21 protein-coding genes and 1 pseudogene are annotated in these 19,057 nt (G+C 32.5%); 8 read left to right on the top strand and 14 right to left on the bottom strand.

Annotated elements, in window-relative coordinates; genetic code table 11:
• Window positions 1–20: 20 nt before the first annotated feature.
• The 3 genes from I9192_RS07255 to I9192_RS07245 all read left to right on the top strand — a co-directional run bounded on the left by I9192_RS07255 (window position 21) and on the right by I9192_RS07245 (window position 2,257).
• A complete protein-coding gene (locus I9192_RS07255; protein WP_004831566.1) occupies window positions 21–722 on the top strand; it encodes an exonuclease domain-containing protein in 702 nt (233 codons plus the stop codon).
• A gap of 86 nt (window positions 723–808) precedes the next feature.
• The gene (locus I9192_RS07250) at window positions 809–1,504 is read left to right on the top strand and encodes a hypothetical protein (RefSeq protein WP_200150268.1); all 696 of its coding nucleotides are present in this window, start codon (window positions 809–811) and stop codon (window positions 1,502–1,504) included.
• A gap of 462 nt (window positions 1,505–1,966) precedes the next feature.
• Window positions 1,967–2,257, top strand: coding sequence for a hypothetical protein (locus I9192_RS07245; RefSeq protein ID WP_004831569.1), 291 nt, complete (start codon window positions 1,967–1,969; stop codon window positions 2,255–2,257).
• 128 nt (window positions 2,258–2,385) lie between these two features.
• Here I9192_RS07245 and I9192_RS07240 read toward each other — a convergent pair whose 3' ends face one another.
• From I9192_RS07240 to I9192_RS07230, 3 genes are all read right to left on the bottom strand, one after another.
• Window positions 2,386–2,613: a hypothetical protein gene (locus I9192_RS07240; RefSeq protein ID WP_004831570.1), complete on the bottom strand. Its 228-nt coding sequence runs from the start codon at window positions 2,611–2,613 to the stop codon at window positions 2,386–2,388.
• Window positions 2,614–3,724: 1,111 nt separating this feature from the next.
• Window positions 3,725–3,904 (bottom strand): ribbon-helix-helix protein, CopG family, encoded by a 180-nt coding sequence (locus tag I9192_RS07235; protein ID WP_004831572.1) that lies wholly within the window; start codon window positions 3,902–3,904, stop codon window positions 3,725–3,727.
• Window positions 3,905–4,162: 258 nt separating this feature from the next.
• Window positions 4,163–4,519, bottom strand: coding sequence for a hypothetical protein (locus tag I9192_RS07230; protein ID WP_004831574.1), 357 nt, complete (start codon window positions 4,517–4,519; stop codon window positions 4,163–4,165).
• Window positions 4,520–4,918: 399 nt separating this feature from the next.
• Here I9192_RS07230 and I9192_RS07225 point away from each other — a divergent pair, with 399 nt between their 5' ends.
• Window positions 4,919–5,287, top strand: a complete 369-nt coding sequence (locus I9192_RS07225; protein WP_252512239.1) for an MAPEG family protein — start codon at window positions 4,919–4,921, stop codon at window positions 5,285–5,287.
• 774 nt (window positions 5,288–6,061) lie between these two features.
• Here I9192_RS07225 and I9192_RS07220 read toward each other — a convergent pair.
• The 6 genes from I9192_RS07220 to I9192_RS07195 all read right to left on the bottom strand — a co-directional run bounded on the left by I9192_RS07220 (window position 6,062) and on the right by I9192_RS07195 (window position 9,758).
• On the bottom strand, window positions 6,062–6,274 hold the full coding sequence (locus I9192_RS07220) for a helix-turn-helix transcriptional regulator (RefSeq protein ID WP_005030142.1): 213 nt from the start codon (window positions 6,272–6,274) through the stop codon (window positions 6,062–6,064).
• A complete protein-coding gene (locus I9192_RS07215) occupies window positions 6,271–6,648 on the bottom strand; it encodes a hypothetical protein (RefSeq protein WP_200150267.1) in 378 nt (125 codons plus the stop codon). Before I9192_RS07215 ends, I9192_RS07220 begins: the two co-directional genes overlap by 4 nt.
• Before the next feature lie 301 nt (window positions 6,649–6,949).
• Window positions 6,950–7,330, bottom strand: coding sequence for an MliC family protein (locus I9192_RS07210; protein WP_004831578.1), 381 nt, complete (start codon window positions 7,328–7,330; stop codon window positions 6,950–6,952).
• 823 nt (window positions 7,331–8,153) lie between these two features.
• Window positions 8,154–8,309, bottom strand: coding sequence for a hypothetical protein (locus tag I9192_RS07205; RefSeq protein WP_167387351.1), 156 nt, complete (start codon window positions 8,307–8,309; stop codon window positions 8,154–8,156).
• 588 nt (window positions 8,310–8,897) lie between these two features.
• The gene (locus I9192_RS07200) at window positions 8,898–9,245 is read right to left on the bottom strand and encodes a hypothetical protein (protein ID WP_200150266.1); all 348 of its coding nucleotides are present in this window, start codon (window positions 9,243–9,245) and stop codon (window positions 8,898–8,900) included.
• 231 nt (window positions 9,246–9,476) lie between these two features.
• Window positions 9,477–9,758, bottom strand: coding sequence for a hypothetical protein (locus I9192_RS07195; RefSeq protein ID WP_005030151.1), 282 nt, complete (start codon window positions 9,756–9,758; stop codon window positions 9,477–9,479).
• A gap of 164 nt (window positions 9,759–9,922) precedes the next feature.
• Here I9192_RS07195 and I9192_RS07190 point away from each other — a divergent pair, with 164 nt between their 5' ends.
• Window positions 9,923–10,474 (top strand): DUF2799 domain-containing protein, encoded by a 552-nt coding sequence (locus tag I9192_RS07190; protein WP_005030154.1) that lies wholly within the window; start codon window positions 9,923–9,925, stop codon window positions 10,472–10,474.
• Between the two features lie 556 nt (window positions 10,475–11,030).
• Here the strand turns inward: I9192_RS07190 and I9192_RS07185 are convergent.
• Window positions 11,031–11,609 carry a DUF4189 domain-containing protein gene (locus tag I9192_RS07185; protein ID WP_005030156.1) on the bottom strand — a complete coding sequence of 193 codons (579 nt, stop codon included), beginning with the start codon at window positions 11,607–11,609 and terminating at the stop codon, window positions 11,031–11,033.
• A 351-nt stretch (window positions 11,610–11,960) separates the two neighbouring features.
• On the opposite strand from I9192_RS07185, the gene I9192_RS07180 reads away from it, so the two are divergent.
• The gene (locus I9192_RS07180) at window positions 11,961–12,149 is read left to right on the top strand and encodes a hypothetical protein (protein WP_005030158.1); all 189 of its coding nucleotides are present in this window, start codon (window positions 11,961–11,963) and stop codon (window positions 12,147–12,149) included.
• 537 nt (window positions 12,150–12,686) lie between these two features.
• On the opposite strand, the gene I9192_RS07175 is transcribed toward I9192_RS07180, so the two are convergent.
• Window positions 12,687–13,034 carry a hypothetical protein gene (locus tag I9192_RS07175; RefSeq protein WP_004831587.1) on the bottom strand — a complete coding sequence of 116 codons (348 nt, stop codon included), beginning with the start codon at window positions 13,032–13,034 and terminating at the stop codon, window positions 12,687–12,689.
• A 522-nt stretch (window positions 13,035–13,556) separates the two neighbouring features.
• On the opposite strand from I9192_RS07175, the gene I9192_RS07170 reads away from it, so the two are divergent.
• Window positions 13,557–14,543 carry a tyrosine-type recombinase/integrase gene (locus I9192_RS07170; protein WP_200150265.1) on the top strand — a complete coding sequence of 329 codons (987 nt, stop codon included), beginning with the start codon at window positions 13,557–13,559 and terminating at the stop codon, window positions 14,541–14,543.
• Window positions 14,544–14,621: 78 nt separating this feature from the next.
• Entirely contained in the window at window positions 14,622–15,560 is a 939-nt protein-coding gene (locus tag I9192_RS07165; protein WP_005030165.1) for a hypothetical protein, read from the top strand.
• A gap of 43 nt (window positions 15,561–15,603) precedes the next feature.
• Here the strand turns inward: I9192_RS07165 and I9192_RS07160 are convergent.
• The 3 genes and pseudogenes from I9192_RS07160 to I9192_RS07150 form a co-directional block, all read right to left on the bottom strand.
• A pseudogene (locus I9192_RS07160) lies at window positions 15,604–16,231 on the bottom strand (DUF7940 domain-containing protein).
• The gene (locus I9192_RS07155) at window positions 16,215–16,508 is read right to left on the bottom strand and encodes a phage holin family protein (RefSeq protein ID WP_005030170.1); all 294 of its coding nucleotides are present in this window, start codon (window positions 16,506–16,508) and stop codon (window positions 16,215–16,217) included. Before I9192_RS07155 ends, I9192_RS07160 begins: the two are co-directional and overlap by 17 nt.
• A 58-nt stretch (window positions 16,509–16,566) precedes the next feature.
• On the bottom strand, window positions 16,567–19,056 hold the full coding sequence (locus I9192_RS07150; RefSeq protein ID WP_200150264.1) for a phage tail protein: 2,490 nt from the start codon (window positions 19,054–19,056) through the stop codon (window positions 16,567–16,569).
• Window position 19,057 lies beyond the last annotated feature (1 nt).

The following is a 19,057-nucleotide window of genomic DNA, read 5'->3' as shown; positions in this document are numbered from 1 at the left end:
AAGCGGTGAAGGAATAAAAGATGCAAGCTATTATTTTAGATACAGAAACACATACACTCAATGGTCTACCTATTGAAATTGCTTATGCACCTATTCAGATTGAAGCAGGAAAACTTAGTTTAGATCGTAAGCAAATATTTGATCAGCTTTACAGCATAGGCAATGAGAAAATCTCTTTTGCCTCTATGGCGGTTCACCATATTTTAGAAGCAGATATTGCAGGACAACCCAACTTTTCGGACTTCGAGCTTCCTAAAGAAACCACATATATCATTGGTCATAATATTGATTATGATATTCGTGCCATTGAACAATGCGGTGTGGATACTTCAAAAATCAAAGCTATTTGTACGCTGGCACTGGCTCGTTTAGTTTGGCCAGATGCTGAAGCCCATAATATTTCTGCGCTGATTTATATGATCAGTAAAGGCAGTGAAAAAGCACGTGAAATGCTGAAAAGTGCGCATCGCGCAGATGCAGATATTATTTTAACAGCCAATATTTTAATGCACATTATTCATCATTTAAAAATTCAGACTTTAGAAGAACTCTATGAAGCCTCTGAAGATGCACGTATACCAAGAACGATCAACTTTGGTAAACACCGCGGTACTGCAATTTCAGAATTACCCTCAGACTATGTGCAATGGTTATTACGCCAGGAAGACCTAGACCCTTATTTACGTAAAGCCTTAGAGAATGCAAACCTAATCACACTTTAACCTTGTGATTTGTAACAAGAAAGTCATATTAGTGTAATTTTCATTCTTTATCCTTGGGTCAATTTATTGGGGGAATAACTTGACTCATGGATCAATATTTTAAAACTGACTTGGGAATTCAGGCATTAAAACAGCGGTCATTTCAACTGAATGCGCGTCAAAGACAGTTATTACTCCTGATCGGTACTGATGATTTTAAAATCTTGAACAGTGCTTTAAAACAACGCTTGGCGACCCCTGAACTGATTCAACAATTAGAAGAACTTGGTTTGATTTTTCAGGATAATGCACAATCCGTAGATAAAAAAAATAATCCCCCCCTATCAACAGTGACAAATTCAGTTGCATTAGACACAAACCAACAACCAACTTTGGTTCAACCAACAAAAAGTCAATCTTCAAAAGAAGATCTCATTTCCTCAATTAGCATCAGTGAAAAATTAACAGAAGTATCCTCACCCGACAATCTCCACACCAATGAGCCAACCCATGATCCAAAACCACAACTAGAAACACCAGTACAGAAGGAAAATAAACTCGAACATGTCCATATCAGTTTTGATGAGATCAAACAAAAAATGGCACATCTATTACAAACTCATTGTGGACTCATGACTAAACAATTGGTGATACAGATACAGCAGGCAAAATCTATCCGTGATATTAAATTTTGCCAAATGCAATGGATTACCGCATTACAAGAGTCCAGAATTTCACCAGTTGAGCTAAATCAAACCATGCAACAAATTAATTATTCTTTACAACACCTACAATCATCATAATTTAAGCATGTTACAAGCGTGAGACTTAGCATTTAGATTTACCCCCCTTAGAATGACACAATTGAGTGCTTTTAACGTCATTCTAAGTTTTTTAATCTAAACAGATTAATATTTTTTAAAAGATGGATAATGATCAGATTTAGCAGATCATCGCCCTTGAAGATGATCATTATTTATCGGAACAAAAGCTGAATTTAGAATTAAAATCTGCTTTGCTCACAGAATTCCTTCAACACTTACACATTGAATTTCAACATTATGGTTCAGAAATACAACTATTCCACGTCTAAAATCAAATGTCATATATCGCCTAACATCACCAGCATATCTCATTGATATTAATTATGAATTAGCTTTAAACTCATATGTCTTATTATATCTTTTTACAAAATCAAATTGTCTATTTTCACATCAAGTTGTACAATAAATATTCAGTTAACTTGTTCAAATAATTACACAATTATGACTACTTATATTACCAAATCGACCAATCAAACAGCATTAGCACTTTCAAATTTTCATTCAACTTTTGAACAGTGTTTGACGGCTGTTTCTAATATTAAGCATAAAAGAGATTTACGAATCAAAGATGATCCAATGTCCTCACAACATGTGTTGGTACAAAGTTATCAATCTGGCTCACTCAAAGGTGATTTAAGAATTGAAAAGCGCGCTGTTGTTCAAGCCAATCGAGACCGCTTAGCCCTTTATCATTTAGTTGCTGTTGTTCTTGATCATTTTAAAACCGCTTGATTTGTTTAGCAGAAACTTGGTTGTTGCTGTTCAGCTTTAGACCTTTTAATGCTTAGCTATAATAAATGTGTTGGATAAATGCATCCAACACATTTTTTTAATTGTCACATCTTTGGTCTAGTTAAAAATTAACTTACCTGTTCAATGATGCGATAAATACTATCACTTTCTTTACTCTCGAACAGTAATTCAATACTCGGCAATATCTTTTCGCCATCTACCACAATATGATCGATCTTTTGGAACAAGGATAAATTTTCAGCATCTTCATGCTCTTGCAATTTGTTTAACCATGCCATTGCATTTAATTCGTTGCTATATTGATCCTTCACCTTGACTGTAATCATTTCAGACATTTTCCTATCCTCTTTTTTATATACTGTTTTTCTTATAGCATGACATTGAATAAAATTTCTTGTGAAGTTGTTAGATTTTATGGCAATGTTAAAGCATTGCAACTTATGAATATTTTTCAGTTATAAAACAATCAATTACTTTGAATATTTTATGTAAATTCTGCCTATCTTAATTATTTCATCAGATTTCAAAATGAAAAAGCTCACATTTCTGTGAGCTTTTTGATGTTGGAAAGCTAGTGCTTATTTTTTATTTGAACTGGAGTCACAAATTCAATAAGCCGTCATTGATCTGTCCAACTACTTCGTAGCATCTTATCGATCTACTGTAGTTATAATATAGGCAGAACTTTGACCATCTGCAAGAAGCAGTAACATTATTCAACCTAATTACAGCGATTTTAAAATTGAATTATTTTAAAAACAGCAGATAATAGTTAAGCCTAAATTGATGATCAATTTTTCAATCTTTAAAGAATAATGCTGCTAAGAACTAAAATGAAATTAAACTTTGAAAATGCTTTAAAATGATCATTTTTCCGAAATAAAAATTCCGATAAAAAGTATAAAATTTGTTGAAAATAAATCATTTGTATGAAAAATTATGCGGCTTGAATATAAATGATCAGAAATTTACAGATCAATTATCACTTAGTATGTTTTCTTTGTCGGATGAAAATTTGAGTCATGGCGATAATGTACTATATTCATTGTCTTTGAACTTCTTTACATTTTACCAATATTACCTAAAGTTATCGTACAGCTACATTTATAGTGCAATTATGTTCTGAGTCTTTTGCATTACGAAAATTTAATTGGTGCTTGAAACACTGACAATACGCTCTAGACTGAGTATATTTTATTTTTTCAGGAATATTTACACCCAAACATTCAGATTCAATATGCCCCCATTTGTGATAAAGGAAACTCTCCTTTAAGCATTAATCCGACTGCGCCAAATACAATCAACATCACAAAAATTATCAATATTTTATAAGTTCTCATTATTCTGAATTTTCATCTTTTTATAACTCAATAAAAATTAAGCAGATCTGTCAACAAGACTGTACTGCTCAATCATCATCGACCGTCTCATAAAACATACGATTTATTATTTTTTTACAACAGAGGATTTAGTGGCATATTCAACACCATGTTTTTCTAAATATTCACGAATTAATTGGCGAACAACTTGAGAAGGTTTTAAGTCTTGACGGTTACATAATTCTTCAAATGCTTCTTTTTTATTTGGATCGATTAAAATTGTTAACCTTGCCGTTTTATTTTCCATACCCCATTTCCTTAAATTTCTTAGAAATAGAATTGTAATAATATTTAGAAGATTTTCAATGATAATTTTTTATCTCGCCAACCTTATAAGATAAGACATATATATATGATTTAAAACACTTTATTTTAATAATTTCAATATTTAAATGATAAATCGATCATAATTTTTTGTGAATATTATCAAATATTTTAATTTTAAAGCTAAAATTCACACAAAAGGCTATCACAACAACGCGAAGTAATAGCCAAGTCTCTATTTTTAAGAGAAATCTAATTCTTTTTCAAAAATTCTAAGTTCGTGTCTAGCCATTGCTAAATTAGATTTTTGACGATCCAATACTAAATATAAAAATAAATCACTGTTTTTCTCTAGCGGTCTAAGTAAATGATACTGTTTACCTAAAGTAATCAAAATATCATCAATAGTATCTTTCAAGTTCAACGCATCAGCAGTTTTCATTTTCGCACGTAAAACCTCAGTATTCCCTGCAGCTGCAAGCTCCAAATCAATGCCTGTTCCTTGTGCTGCCAATGAAAGACCACTTGTACAATCAACAAGTGCTGAAGCTGTAAATCCGTCAATATCTGCTAATGGTGTTAAGTCAATTTTAGCCATTTATATATACCTTTTATTAAGTAAAAACCGTATGAACCATCTGAGGAGTCTGGCTCATGTTTAAAAGTATCATAAAATTATAATAAAATATTATTTTATGATAATAATATGTGATTTTTTTAGTCTAATTAAAAAAAAAGACAATATTTCTTTTAAGAAGTCATTTCTGATTTACTTTAAAATTCACATGTGAATCGACACGATTCATATAAACAAAGATGATTTGGAAAATAAATTTAATTTTTTCTTATAAAAGTATTAAAAAAAATATTGACAAAAAATAATTTAAATATAAAAACTTATGTATTTCTCATTTTCTTCGTAGCATACTTGGGTAGATGTTTTATGTATAACTTGCTCCACATATATGCTTTATGTATTACAGCACTTTTCATTAAAATGTTTGCGATATCATGTTATCAAGGTTATTTCCGTATTAAAAATAAGGCTTTTAAAAATAAAGAAGATGCACAATACCTAAACATGAATGCACATCCCGAAGAACTTCCGCAAGTGGTGAGAGCAAGTCAAGCCTGGGCTAACGATTTAGAAAATATTCCTGTGTTTTGGGTACTTGGTGGCATTTGTATTGCCTTGAATTTGAACACAACATTGATTGCATGGACGTTTAGTATTTTTACCATTGCACGTATTGCTCATACAACAACTTATTTAGTAGGAATACAGCCTTGGAGAACGATCTCTTATATAACAGGTATCGTTTGCCTATTTATTTTAACCTTTAATATTATACTGGCTTGTTTATGACTGATCTAAGTGTAGGATGCTTCTAAATCAATCGCCAACAACATATTATGGTTGTGATAACGATCACAATATAACTATTTATTTGATGCAGATAAATACAAGATATGGTGAAATTTATAATTAAATTGAAAAATCATGTGCTTGATATAATATAAAAGCTAACCTGTTAGATAAATGCAGATTGACATTAAACTCATGCAAAATTTAAAATGATCAAAAATATATCATCCCACTATCCAACAAAAATGTGATCTAACTAAACTCACACATACTAAAAATATATTCTTATTGCGATTTATCTTAATAAAAGTAGATGTGGCACAACCCCGTACTGTATCGCTATTTTAAGTATAAACATAAACAACACTTATGCACTGTTACGCAAGCCCAATATACATCGTCGTAATACACCTGGATCTGAGAACATAACCACGACGTAAAGAAAACAAGAGAATTGGTTAGGAGATAGACTTAACTAATTCTGATGATTGCTGACCTTATCCAAATGTTGTTTTCAAATGCTCAGCTTTATATAATCAGGAAAATATCCAGCCTCAATATGCATAATTTTAGCTGGAAAATTGGTCGTGCTAAATGCTTCTACACTACATATTGCATTGGTCAATAAAGTTACCAACAAAGATAAATTTCTAAATAGCAACAATCTTAGAGCAATCCAATACCACCTTATACTCACACCCCCTTATTTTATTATCTAATTTGCCAGGCTTGGATATTTTCCTCTTTGTTTATCAAATGCTTATTTATCTCTACTTAGCGTTCATTTTTTATTGTTTCTTCATCCTGAAAAATAGCTTCTATAGATAAACCAAAAAGTCTTGCTATTTTAAAGGCTAAAGGGAGACTTGGATCATAACGCTCTTTTTCGATAGCATTGATAGTTTGACGTGAAACACCAAGTAATTCCGCAATTTGTTGTTGCGACCAACCTTGCTTCATTCTTAATTCAGATAAAATATTTTTCATCGATAACGCCAACTTCCAATTGCGATCCCCATTCCCCACAATGTTGCCATTAATGGCCAAACAAAAAACATCGATAGTAAAGGAAATCCAATATTTTCTAAAAAGCCATAGCTAAATGTGATGAGCGCAGTACCAACAAAGGCGATTGCAAAAGCTTGTAGTTGAATTCGATGTTGCATTTCATCTAATTGCGATAACTGTCTAATCACGCACCAACATACGAATACGCAAGGAATGACGGGCAATAAAGTTACAATCATTTGTGTTGAATCATCAAGTTGATTATTTTTTAAATATCTTAGAGAAAAAACCAACACAACAATATACAGCAAGATAGATAAAACCAATTCAAAAAGGTGTCTAAATTTATTCATAGCGCACTCATGTAAAGTAAACTTTACACAAGCATAATTAATTTCGAATCAAATGTAAAGGATACTTTACATCAATGATGATTGATGTGAGTAAACTAACCAAAAGCATCGTACGCCTGATCTACTCTTTTTGAAGTAACCCAATTCAATAAAAATATATTTTTTATTTAAAATCATATATATAGTTTACATTTAAACTTTACAGCAATGATTTTAGATCGCCTAAGATATTTAAAGTGAAAAAAAATTATGGATCGCCATAAAAAACCCCACCAAAAGGTGGGGCGATTTATATCCAAGCTTATTTAACTTCTTTCACCGAAAAAGACTGATCTTTTGCAAGTTCAATTGTCGCTTCCTCACCTTTGGAATGAATTGACACACCATTTTCACCTTCTAGACGCATACCACTGCCAGCTGGAACTTCTTTAAGTGAATAGTTATGCCCTTCACTATCTGTCAAAGTTGCTGTAGCAAAATTATCTGTTGTTTGAAGTGTGAATTGCTTTTTATCTTCAGTTTCATATTTCACTGTTTTTTGGTTCGACTCATTGCTGTCTACCTGAGCAACAGGACTACTTGCTTCTCCTGTTGAGGCATTGGTTTTTTCTTTGTCTTTTGCATTACATCCAACTAAAAAAACAGCAGTTAAAATAGAGGAAATTAATAATATTTTTTTCATGATTAATCTCAGTAGAAATAAGAAGTTTAAGTTCTACCACAGGACTTGAAGCTCATCCAACCAGCGATTGCGAATTCACTACTGGTTCCGTACAGAAATCATAAACATTATTTATAATACTATACATTTCATATTTTATTTTTAACTATCTATATGCTAACCAGCCATAGATTTTAAATTAAGATTTATTTGAATAATAAATTAATGCAATGATTGCGATGAACACGATGCTGATTTGGATAAGCAAAGAAAACATCAATTTTCCTAGGAGAATACAAAAATTTTCATTGAATTTAAAAGTTGTAGCTTTATCACTTAACATCGATATTGCTAATTTTTCCGCATTTACGGCATTCTTTTATGCAGCTTATATTAGGATATTCAAAAACATGAATACAAAGCAATTGTCTAATACGCAACATCATAAAAATATGCCTTAAAAAAAGCCCACATGATTGGATAATGTGGGCAACTACATGAAAAGCTTCTATTAGGTAAAGCTTGAAACTACAAAGTAATTTCTGGCTCAAATTTTAAGGCAAAAACAATCAAGAACATTGGCATTAAATGACAATTTTTAAAATTTTCTTTTAAATCAATACTTAATATTAGAAATACTAAACAATAATTAAATACTATAAATGTTCAATAATTAATGGACGATACTTAAAAGATTAAAGCTGCACATCGAAACATCTGAGATTAAAAAATATGGAGATAAACAAATTTTTAAATTTATTGTGAAAAGTTTAAAATCACGCTATAAAATTACTTCTTATTACCCAACAAGCCCCTTAAATCAGAGACTTGCTGGAATAGATAGTTACGACTGAGGTTGAATGTCCTTCTCATCATTCTTGTCGTTTTTGCTTGTCTTAGTCAGATTTTTTGTCTTGGTTTTATCAGCGCCATTTTTATGTGACTGATAATAACAACCAATTGCGATCCCAGTGCCTAATAATGCTGCTGTCTTAAACATGACATTCCTCGTACTGAATAAAAAAGGTCTAATAGGAATAACATCAAATTAAAACCTGTGTATTTCAACATGTTAGTTGTGAAAGAATATGTGAAATTTTATAACATTAGATTTCAAAAATCATTTTAATTTTAATATTTTTCAATTGGTTAGAATTTATTTAATTTATAAACTGTTAACAGAACTGTCACACTTTGGACTATTTTTCATTGAATCATTAATTAATCAGCATTTCCCTAAAAACAATCCATAAAAAAGCCCATCCTCAGATGAGCCCTTTACTTAACTTAGATTACACTATTTTAAAACCCACATCCCTGATGGAATATTTCCAAAGAGATGTACTAACAATGTAAGAACAACAAACATAAATATGAAAAAAGCGATGTTTATTGATTTATATATCATATGATCACCCTCATTTTATTGTTGTTCTTTTTTTATACACTAATAACATAAAATTTACAAACCTTTTCAAAAAAAACCTATATTAAAAAGATTTATATACTTATATCTATTCGGGCTAACAATCAGCAATCTTCTTGATTTTTCATTTTATTAAACCAATAAACACCTATATACATTTACTCATTGTAGCTCTTGATAGAACGTTGATTTCATGATTTCACTGTGTAACCATTTTAAATAATTTTCTTTGTCATGAAATTGAGGAGACTGGTTTACATTCAAAGCAACTTCTTTCCCATCAACTAAAATTACATAATTTTTTGCCATCTGTGAACGCTCATCATCAGGTCGCGCAAGAATAAAAAAATATTTTAGAAACAGGGTATTATAAAGTATATTATCCATGATTGATTTAAGATCATTTAACTGTCTATTTTTCTTTGTGAATTTCTGATGATCATCTTTTTCAGGAAAATGCTGACTTGCCTTAAACGCTTCATATTTTTCATCTAATTCATTAATATTCATATTATTTATCACCAAAATTTTATTCCTACTTTAAATGAATGCAGTCAACCTGTTCTACATTCACCATAAACATGTTTTTATAACTACTTTGTATCAACCTGCGATCCGTTCCATAAGTATGAAGAATTAAACATTAAATTCGTTTCATACTTTTCTTGAGCAAATCAATCATCATATATTCATTTCAAATTTTTCATTCATTTATCCTTATTTTAAAGACTATGAATAAAATCACTTAGACTCATTAAAATTCTCCTTATTTATTAAATTCTTACAGTAATTAATATGATCATTGTCTTTTTTATTATGCACCATTTTCATACACGAACAAAAGTGCTCAGATCGTCCATACTGGATATCATCTGGAACATCAATTCCATAACATTTCGCATCAATTTGATTCAATTTAGGTGCAACAATCCATTTTCCAGAATAAAAAGGATAGCCAAAGCCACCAATAACAATCATCAACAGAACAATAATTGGAAAGTTATTTTTAATATATTGAATCATTTTTAAAAATCTTTAAGGTCTAAAATCCAATTCTACAAAAAAATGATTATTCAACCAAATCAATACACTTTAATGGTACTTTTTAAATTTTGTCAGCAAATAAAAGATATTGTCATGATAAAATATTTTAGAAAGTTGCTCAATCGTCGTTAGGAAATTATTTCATGAAATTTATAGTAGTTTTATCTACTTTTACTGTTTTACTTTCAGGCTGTACGGCAATGAGTATTGAGCAATGCAAAACTGCAAACTGGTTTAATGTTGGTGAAAAAGATGGTTCAGCTGGTTCCAACCCACATCTAGATCAATACTACTCTGCTTGCCAAAAAGCAAATATCATTCCAAATCAGAATTTATATGAAAAAGGCTACCAAAAAGGTTTGAGTGCTTATTGTCAACCTGAAAACATTTTCTATGAAGCCTTAGATGGTCGTGGTAATTATCGAATTTGTCCTATAGAAAAGCGTGAATCTCTTCGTAGTTATTATCAAGTCGCAAGTCAGTACTTTTCTGCAAATTCAGATTTTAATAAATCACAAAATGATATGAATTATTACCTTGAAAGATTGGAGTATAAAAACCTTTCTGATAAAGATCGCGATAGCTATAAACAGAAATTATATGATCTCCGTATCAATAGCAGCCAAGTGCAATCTCGTTATCAAACAGCTCTGCGAAATTTAGAACGCTTCAAGGCTGAACATGATCTTGATTAGATTGAAACAAATACTTTATATAAACCTATGTTATAGATGTAATTTTCATGTTTTTTAAATAACATTTGAATAAAAATTTGTATTTGATTGATGCTAAATACGGTCTAGGATTATGCAATTATTTTAAAGCGATCTATACAAAATTGAAACTACTCGAAAATCTACTTATTTTTCGTTCTCGATTTTAAGCGATCTATAAGGCTGTGACCAAAAAACAAGTCGTGAGCAAAAAATATGATGAGATTTAAAATTATTTTGCTATAAAAAAAGCCTCACATTTCTATGAGGCTTACCTTAATTTTGCGCTGATTAAGGTTTTTTGTTATTTATTTTTAGTAAAATAACTATTTAAATTTAATTTAAAATATCTAGTATGTCAATGATATTTACTGGCTCAAACCAAAGTTTAAAGTTAAAATCTATTAGCAAGTGAATGTCTCACTTTGTTCAACTACATTCTTGCTTATATGAAAATATGAAAAAAATCTTCTGGTAGGTGAGGTCGAAGTCCTATTCCCTCACCTAATATATTCACTTTTAGTTATATATTGAATTATTATGGAAGATTCAACCTACGGCAATCTTGATAAATAATCTTACATTGAGATTCTGGAAAACCATCAGCACGACATGCGTCTACAACTTTCTTGCGTCCTAATGCCTTTCTGCTCCCAGGAACGAGTACTGGAATAACATCTTTCACTTCACCAGCTGTTGTACGTGCTCGATAAAGTCTATTGGTTCCTTCAGCCTGTCCGACTGTCGCACAATGATTATCATCATAAGTAAACCAAATTTGACAACCTGTACCCCCTTTTTTTTCACAATCTTGTAGCGCTTTCTCTTCTAACTTTCCTCGGAAAATTTTTGCCGTTGCGACACCAATGACTCCATTTGTTCCTGCTGCAACATAACCTTCTGTCGTTGGTGAACGATAGCTTGGCTGGGCATATCCACCTCCACCACCATAATTTGGAATCGGTGCACAGCCTTGTACACCCTGACCACCTACTGGATAATAGCCAGGAGAACAGTTACCTTCAGCCTTAGCAACGCTAGAAATAATAGAAAGTACTGAAAGACAAATTAAGGCGATAAAAAAGTGTATGTTCTGTTGTCTATAGTGTTTCATCATGATTGGCACATCCATGTTTGTGAATTATTTTGTGAAAAGTCTATCATTTATCGGTGATATTTTAATCATTTTAAATCTTAAAATAATTCATTGCGAAACTCAAATTTCGAGTCAACATCTATTATTTTTCTATTTGAGGTATATGTCTTAGACAATCCTATCTATGTATCTAAGACATTAAATTTTCTAAATATTTTTTATAAAATTGATATTTAACAATGCTTAACAAACAAAACCAAATTATAGCTTTTATGGAGTGAAAGCGCCTTGCTGATATGCTGGGAAAGTATTTTGATCAATTTTGTGATATAAGGCATACCCATTTATCTTTTTTCCTCTATGAGGTTTTATATGAAAAATACACCATCATCTGATGATCTAGAATCAACAGCATTGGGTTGGAAATTCATTGTTATTGTTGGTATTTTAACTTCTATCTTTTTTACTTTCCTGTATCTGGCGATGTCTAGCGAACCAGACTATATGCCAAGTCAGAAGCAGAAACAAACCTCCATACAACATAAAAACAGCACATCATAATCTTTTGAGCAATCAACTAGAACTTTATCAAGTGAATTATAGAGTATTCATTTTTTATTGTTGATGCTTGGTTGAATAAAAAACTCGCTAAATTAAACCGCATCCGAAAGTTGGACACTTTTAATCTAAATTTGGAGGGTGCCTTTTTATGACCAAATATTCTTAAAAATAACGCTGAGATGTCCTATCAACAATCGTCGTTACCGAAACGGCTTCATCATCTTGAGGCTCCGCTTGTAATAGTTTCGTTGCGGTAAAAGCAAAAGTTACCATCAACAAAATAAACATGGACAACGAAAAAAAACCATTTTTTTACCTATATCACATGATTGACAATGATTTTTTTCAATCATTGTGGATCTATTGCACCTTTTACAAAAATTTTGACTCATCGCCCTACGACAATCCTGTTACACAAGACTCTTTTAACATATCAATATTAGTTGATTTCGAGTAAAAATTACTGAATTGTTATTTTAAATAAAGAACCTCCTCTTTGTTGATCTACTTCAAATAAGGAATCTATATTTTAAATAATCAAAGAGTAGGTTGCGGAATCGGAATGTCTTTTGATATTTTCTTGGCATTATTCAAATTCAGATCACAACGAGAGTGCCCCCACTTCACTATGATACCCTTTTCAAGCATAAATTTTTCTTCACAATAACGCCCTGGATGAACAAATGTTTCATAAGAAATTATTTTTCCTCCATTTGTTAAGGTATAGCTTTTATCTGGTAATCCCCATTTTTTAATTAGTTTTTCTTCTGACGAACCAACCCATGATTGCATTAGATCATTGAGTGTTTCATAGCGCTGTGTACTGAGACTTGCACAAGCTAGAAGTGATTGGCTGATTACAATAATTAAAAGTATTTTCTTCATTATTCATGCCTAAAATCATAATATAGATCAATGCTATATGATTAAACCATTTTTACAAAGATTAAAAGTTAAACTATTTCTTATTTCATTAAACTCAGCATGATTAACTTTCGCACCACTCTTTACTCTAATACTTAAAAAAGTGAGCAGTGCAGATCGCTAAAAAACTAAACATTTTACGGTACATTTTTATTCGATTTTACAGCATGCCCCCAAATGTACCCTTATTATGAAGGTATACAGAGGAACAAACTGCGACAATAAGAATGCCTAGGTGCTTTTAATATAAAGGGTTTTGAGACAAATTGGAATAAGGAGGAACAGCAAGATGGTACGCCCAGCGGGTACTTCGGAAAGTTTAGGATTTTCTTATTATTCCTCATTATTATCTATTTTTTCTTTTCTTATTAATCAGTTATCTTGATTATAATAAGTCAATATTTGTTTTTATCTTATTATTCCTTATGATTGTGCGTAAAGGCATTACGCCAAATTTACGCCACGAACCTTCTGGAAATAATAATGGCCTCATTTAGACAAAGAGGTGATGCTTGGCGTGTTGAGATTAGTGTCAATGGTACTCGGGAAAGTGCGACATTTGATACAAAGACTCAAGCACGCGCATGGGCATCTAAACGAGAAACTGAACTAAGAGAACAAGCGCTCGGGAAACTCCCCGATTATACACTTAAGCAAGCTGTTGAGCGATATATAAGCGAGGTTAGTCCAAAAAAGAAATCTCATTTACGTGAAGCTAATCGTTTAACTGCATTTTTACGCATGTATCCAGCTTTATGTAAAAAGCCTATAGCGAAAATTACAACTGATGATTTAGTCAAATGGCGTGATGATCGATTAAAGCAGATTCAAGGATCATCTGTAAGACGTGATGCAAATGTACTTTCATCTTTGTTTAAGATTGCACGTAAAGAGTGGAAATGGATCCATGAATCGCCAATGGCTGATTTAACTATGCCGCCTCAAGCTAAGCATAGAGATAGGCGTGTTTCTGATGAAGAGGTTAGAAGATTGGTTTTAGCTTCGGGATGGGATGAATCAACATCTAACAACTTTACCCAACAAGTGATAATTGCATTTTTATTTGCTTTAGAAACAGCAATGCGTGCCAGTGAGATAAAAGGCTTAACTTGGGATCGGGTATTTTTATTTGATCGTTATGTGGCGCTGCTTGAAACCAAGAACGGAACAAAGCGAAATGTACCCCTTTCTAAGCGTGCTATAGAGTTAATTGGATATCTCAAGGGAATTGATAGTAAACGCGTATTTACTATCAATGATGCTAGTTTTGATACTTTATGGCGAAAACTAAGAAACCGATGTGAAATTGAGGATCTACATTTTCATGATTCACGGCATGAAGCCTGCACAAGACTTGCACGAAAAATTGAAGTATTAGATTTGGCGCGTATGATTGGACACAAAGACCTTAAAAGCTTAATGATTTACTACAACCCTACCGCTACAGAAATTGCAAATAGGCTAGATTGATATATGAATTCATCAATTGATTATATAATTAACTCTAATATTTATTAACAATAACAACCAATTAAAAAGGGAAATTGGATGCTAAGCAGAGCTTTTGAAGTTCATGATAGTAAAAATGAAAACTTTATAGGGCATTTATTACTTACCATTAATGAGAAAGTTGAAGTTAGTGTTACCTACAAAGATTTTTATTTAGAAATTAATAGTTACTTTTATGAAAACCTAAAAGCACCAAGTCTAAAAAATTTTTATGCTTCTTACCGTGTTAGTTTAATCAATGAAAATGATCAAAATTATGCCAATATTTCATATTTAAATCCACCTGAAGGTGGAGATATAATACTATTTGATGGTATGAGAGGCTTTAGGATAGGTTCTCTTATCATGTACATAAAAATTCAATGGCTTAAAAATTTAAGTGCTGATTATAAAGTTAAGGGTATTTTTTTTCGTCCAGATGGTGACCCTGAAATTGCTAAACAATTTTATAAAAATTTTGGCGTGAGAATTGATGGTTTACCTTTCAAAATTTCTAATTTATGCCTCCATGATTCATGGAAAAAAAATATATTTGAGATTGATCTTAGTAAAATTGATAGTATTATTCAGAATTTAGTAAATGAATTAAATTTTATTAATTCTAAAATCAAATATTTAAGAGAAATGAATTTCGAGAGTAATGATAAATATAATAAGATTAACATCTTGAATTTTTGGATTTGCAGAAACTTTTATGCTGACTTATCAAATTCTCCAATAAGCTTTGATTATGCATATCTAAGTAAAGTTGATTTAGAAACCAAAACAGAACTATTAAGTAAATACTATTACGAAAAAATTGCTATAAATCAAATTTTAGAAGATAAGAAAATGGAGCATCAAAAACAAATAAAGCGCTGGGATTTTTCCCATATCCCACACAGATTCTTACAGGCAATTATCAATATATTTAATATGTTACTCCCTTACACTATACTATTAGTATTTTTATATCTTATATATAAGTATCTATTTTAAAATTTGGTAACAAGCAACATTAATGAAGCTCGTTACCATGTTATTACATTTCAGTAACTTTTGTTGCAGTCACGCCACTCAAGGCTGGTAAATCATAACGAAAATCTGCTGGTCTACTTGCTTTCCCATACCAACGGAATTCCTGAAAATCAGCATCATTGTATAGGGCATACGACACGGCATTACTCTGATTACCACCAATGCAAACCAATTTGCCAGTCTTACTATCACGCCCTGCTACAAAGCAAACGTGACCACCTCCACTTCGGGTTTTAATAGCAACACAGCCATATCAGGATTGTTGAATTATGTTGTTTTCCAACAATTTCACGTAAACCAATATGTTTTTTGGCTTCAACCATCCAATCTAAATCATTTTTATTTATAACTGATGCTGAGATAAGCGTATTAACACTTGATAAGTTTAATTGTGGTTCATGTAATTCTGGCTGTTTCTTCAAGCGCGCCAAAATCATTGCCACACCAACAAAAGCACCAACATATTCTTTCCAATTTTCAGGAATAGAATTTTTAAAATCTTCTGGAATTAAATTCCACACAGTTAAAAAATGCTCAGAGAATAAACTTAAAGCAAAAAAAATGGCGCTTAATGCGCCAATTTGTACAGATTTAAGTTTGTATGACTGTTTCCAGTTATCGATTAATTTCATTGTCTACCTTCTTTTCAATTAAATTACTCACAAAATGAGTTCCCATATAGCCAATACATGAGGCTAATCCTACCGCGACAATTTGAGGAATATTAAACCACTCAAGGAAAGTCCATACGCCAACTGCAAAGAGACCACACATGATTGACTCTGCAAAATCCCCCTTACCAGCTTTCTTTTTTGTTCGTAAATAAGCCATAACGAACCCCATAAAAAATGAAGTAACTGCCGTCCCAAAAGTACCAATTAACTCTTGGACCCATTTCCAAAATTCCATGCCACCCCCTGATTTGGGCAATAAAAAACACCCTTTCGGGTGCTTGTAGTCATATAAGTTACGTTTCAGTTGTTGCTTGTGTTATACGTGTAGAATAATTCCAAGCTGTTTCTTTCCATACATCACGCGCTGCAACTCTCACATAATATGTAGTAGTTGATTGAAGTTTATTTATAGTGCAAGCATTCTCAGTACCCGTCCAACTTGCCGTCATTATTTCAGGATCAAAATTGGCATTTGTACTTACCCAAACCTGATAGTCTTTTAGATCTGGTGCTTCACTTGGAATCCATGTGACTGTGATCGAATCCTTGGTAGACGATGTATAAACATTTAACAATTGGCTTGGAATTGGATTGCTTATGTTTAACTCAGCAAAGGAACTTATCACTTCTCCATTTTTACTTGCAACACGAATTGTATATGAACGCTGTACACCATCTATTTTAGCCTCCTCCATTGAGTAGCTATAATCAGTGTTCGTCGTATCTACAGTTCTAAGTAATGTACCACCAGACAAGATTTGGACAATATAACCAGAAGCGCCTGCAGTATTTTGCCATTGAACTTTAAAACTTGTCCCAACAAATGTCGACTGCAAAGATAAACCTTTAACACCTGAAGGTGTCCCACCACTAATTGTATGGCTGTAAGCTGTAACTTCATCTAAAGATTGCTCTTTTTGTTCAAGACCATTAAAACTAGTAAATTTTAAGTATGCCTGTTTACCAATAAGGTTTTGATTAAATTCATATTCAAAAATAGCTCGATCGATACGCACAAATGGTTCACCAGCTAAATGATACTGAGCATTAGTAAATCTGCCACGATGTAAACCACTTAATGTATATAACCCAGAACCATTTAATGTAGCTTCTTCATAATTAAAGTATTCATCACCCACTTTACACAAAGTTGCATCAATTTGAGCTTCCGCAGCGGTACCACTAAATATTTGACTGGAAGTATTCAACTGGACTTGTAGAGCAGTATCACTTTGATTAATGCCTGTTGTTAATGCTCCATATCGAGCTGAACCATATATGGTACCAATTCGTTCATAAGTTGTATTGTCGAGGCTTACCCAAACATTACAACCACCCCAATTGCTGCCACCTGAGGCTGCTACCCAAATTTGATTTACTCCATTGGTTAAATCTAAAGGAGGCTCAAAAATTACAGGTGCATTTACATTACCTGGTTCTTCATTTCCACCTTGATACCCATTGGATGACTGCAGATCATACTCAACTGCGGATCTTGAACCGATTGCCAACTCCTCTGCAGTAATTGTCAGCATGCCGTCTTCATCTTCTTCAACACGTGTAATGCGCACTAAGAATTTATCTAAACCTAGTGATTCATCTGTGATTGTTACAATATCCATCGGTTCTAACCGACAGTACTTCCAGCCAAGATTAAATTCATACTCATTACGAACATATAAAAGCCGTTGCAAACGTAACTGAACTGCATGCCGTGCGATTTTTGGCTCACAAAACATTTCCAATTTAACCGGATCTTCGGTGCGTAGACCGTACATTTCAATGTTTGCTTGGTCTTTCGCCTCTACAGTTTCAGTATTATATTGATTGAAGCGATTTACATATTCAATCTGAGTGTGGTTGAAAGCATCCGTATCACGACTACGGCGAACACGTACCGGTTCATCTTCACCAATAAAATCATCATCAGTTAAATGATATACAGGTTCTAAATTAGGTGTGAATATATGGCCATTACCAGAAATAGCAGAATCTCCGAATGATTTAATTTTTAAACCATCTGGACTTGGTACCACCGCACAATTAACAGCTTCAACAACTTCATTAATAATTTCATGTGCTTCACGTTGCTCCGTTAAAGCTGGACTAATGAGCAAATTAGCCGCAGCGCAGTAGGTCCTGAACTCTGATAGATCATGCATATTCAAATATGGCGATGCGCCATAGCGGGGATTCGTAATTAAATCCTCTATCACATCTGCTGGATTCGCATCATGAATCATATCTGAAAAAGTAATATCACTAATGACTTCAAAGTTATGATTTGCAAGGCTAGCGCTACCTCCTAATTCATAATTTGCACACGCTACATATCCAAGGAAAGGATAGTTTATGGCTTCATCGGGATGTTTGCTCTGCAAATATCCCCAAATAGGATTTCCATCACCATTAAAAAGTTCAAAGCCAATCTGATCAATAGGCGTTAATTGGACTCCATTTTCAGTTTTGGTAACAATTTGCTCTTTATCACGCCAAATGATGCCAATTGATCTAATTTTGTTTTCACAAAGTCCAAGCATTAAGGAAGCATAATATGTGAAAGTGGTATTTTTAGTTTTTGAGCTACCCCCTTTCCCACCTGACTTTGTTGTTGTGGTTTTAGCGATGGAATGAAAATCACCATACCAAAACATATTTGCAGCCATACGATTTTTACCGTAAACCAAAGGCTGACAAAGCCCATAAGCAGATTGCTGTACACGCATTGAATTAATACGTGTATCAGATGTACTCATGGTAGAACCACCAAATAATCCACCCATA

Source organism: Acinetobacter bereziniae (assembly GCF_016576965.1).
Classification (GTDB): domain Bacteria; phylum Pseudomonadota; class Gammaproteobacteria; order Pseudomonadales; family Moraxellaceae; genus Acinetobacter; species Acinetobacter bereziniae.
Note: the sequence above shows the minus strand (reverse complement) of the source record. Positions and strands in the feature narration are given on the sequence as shown.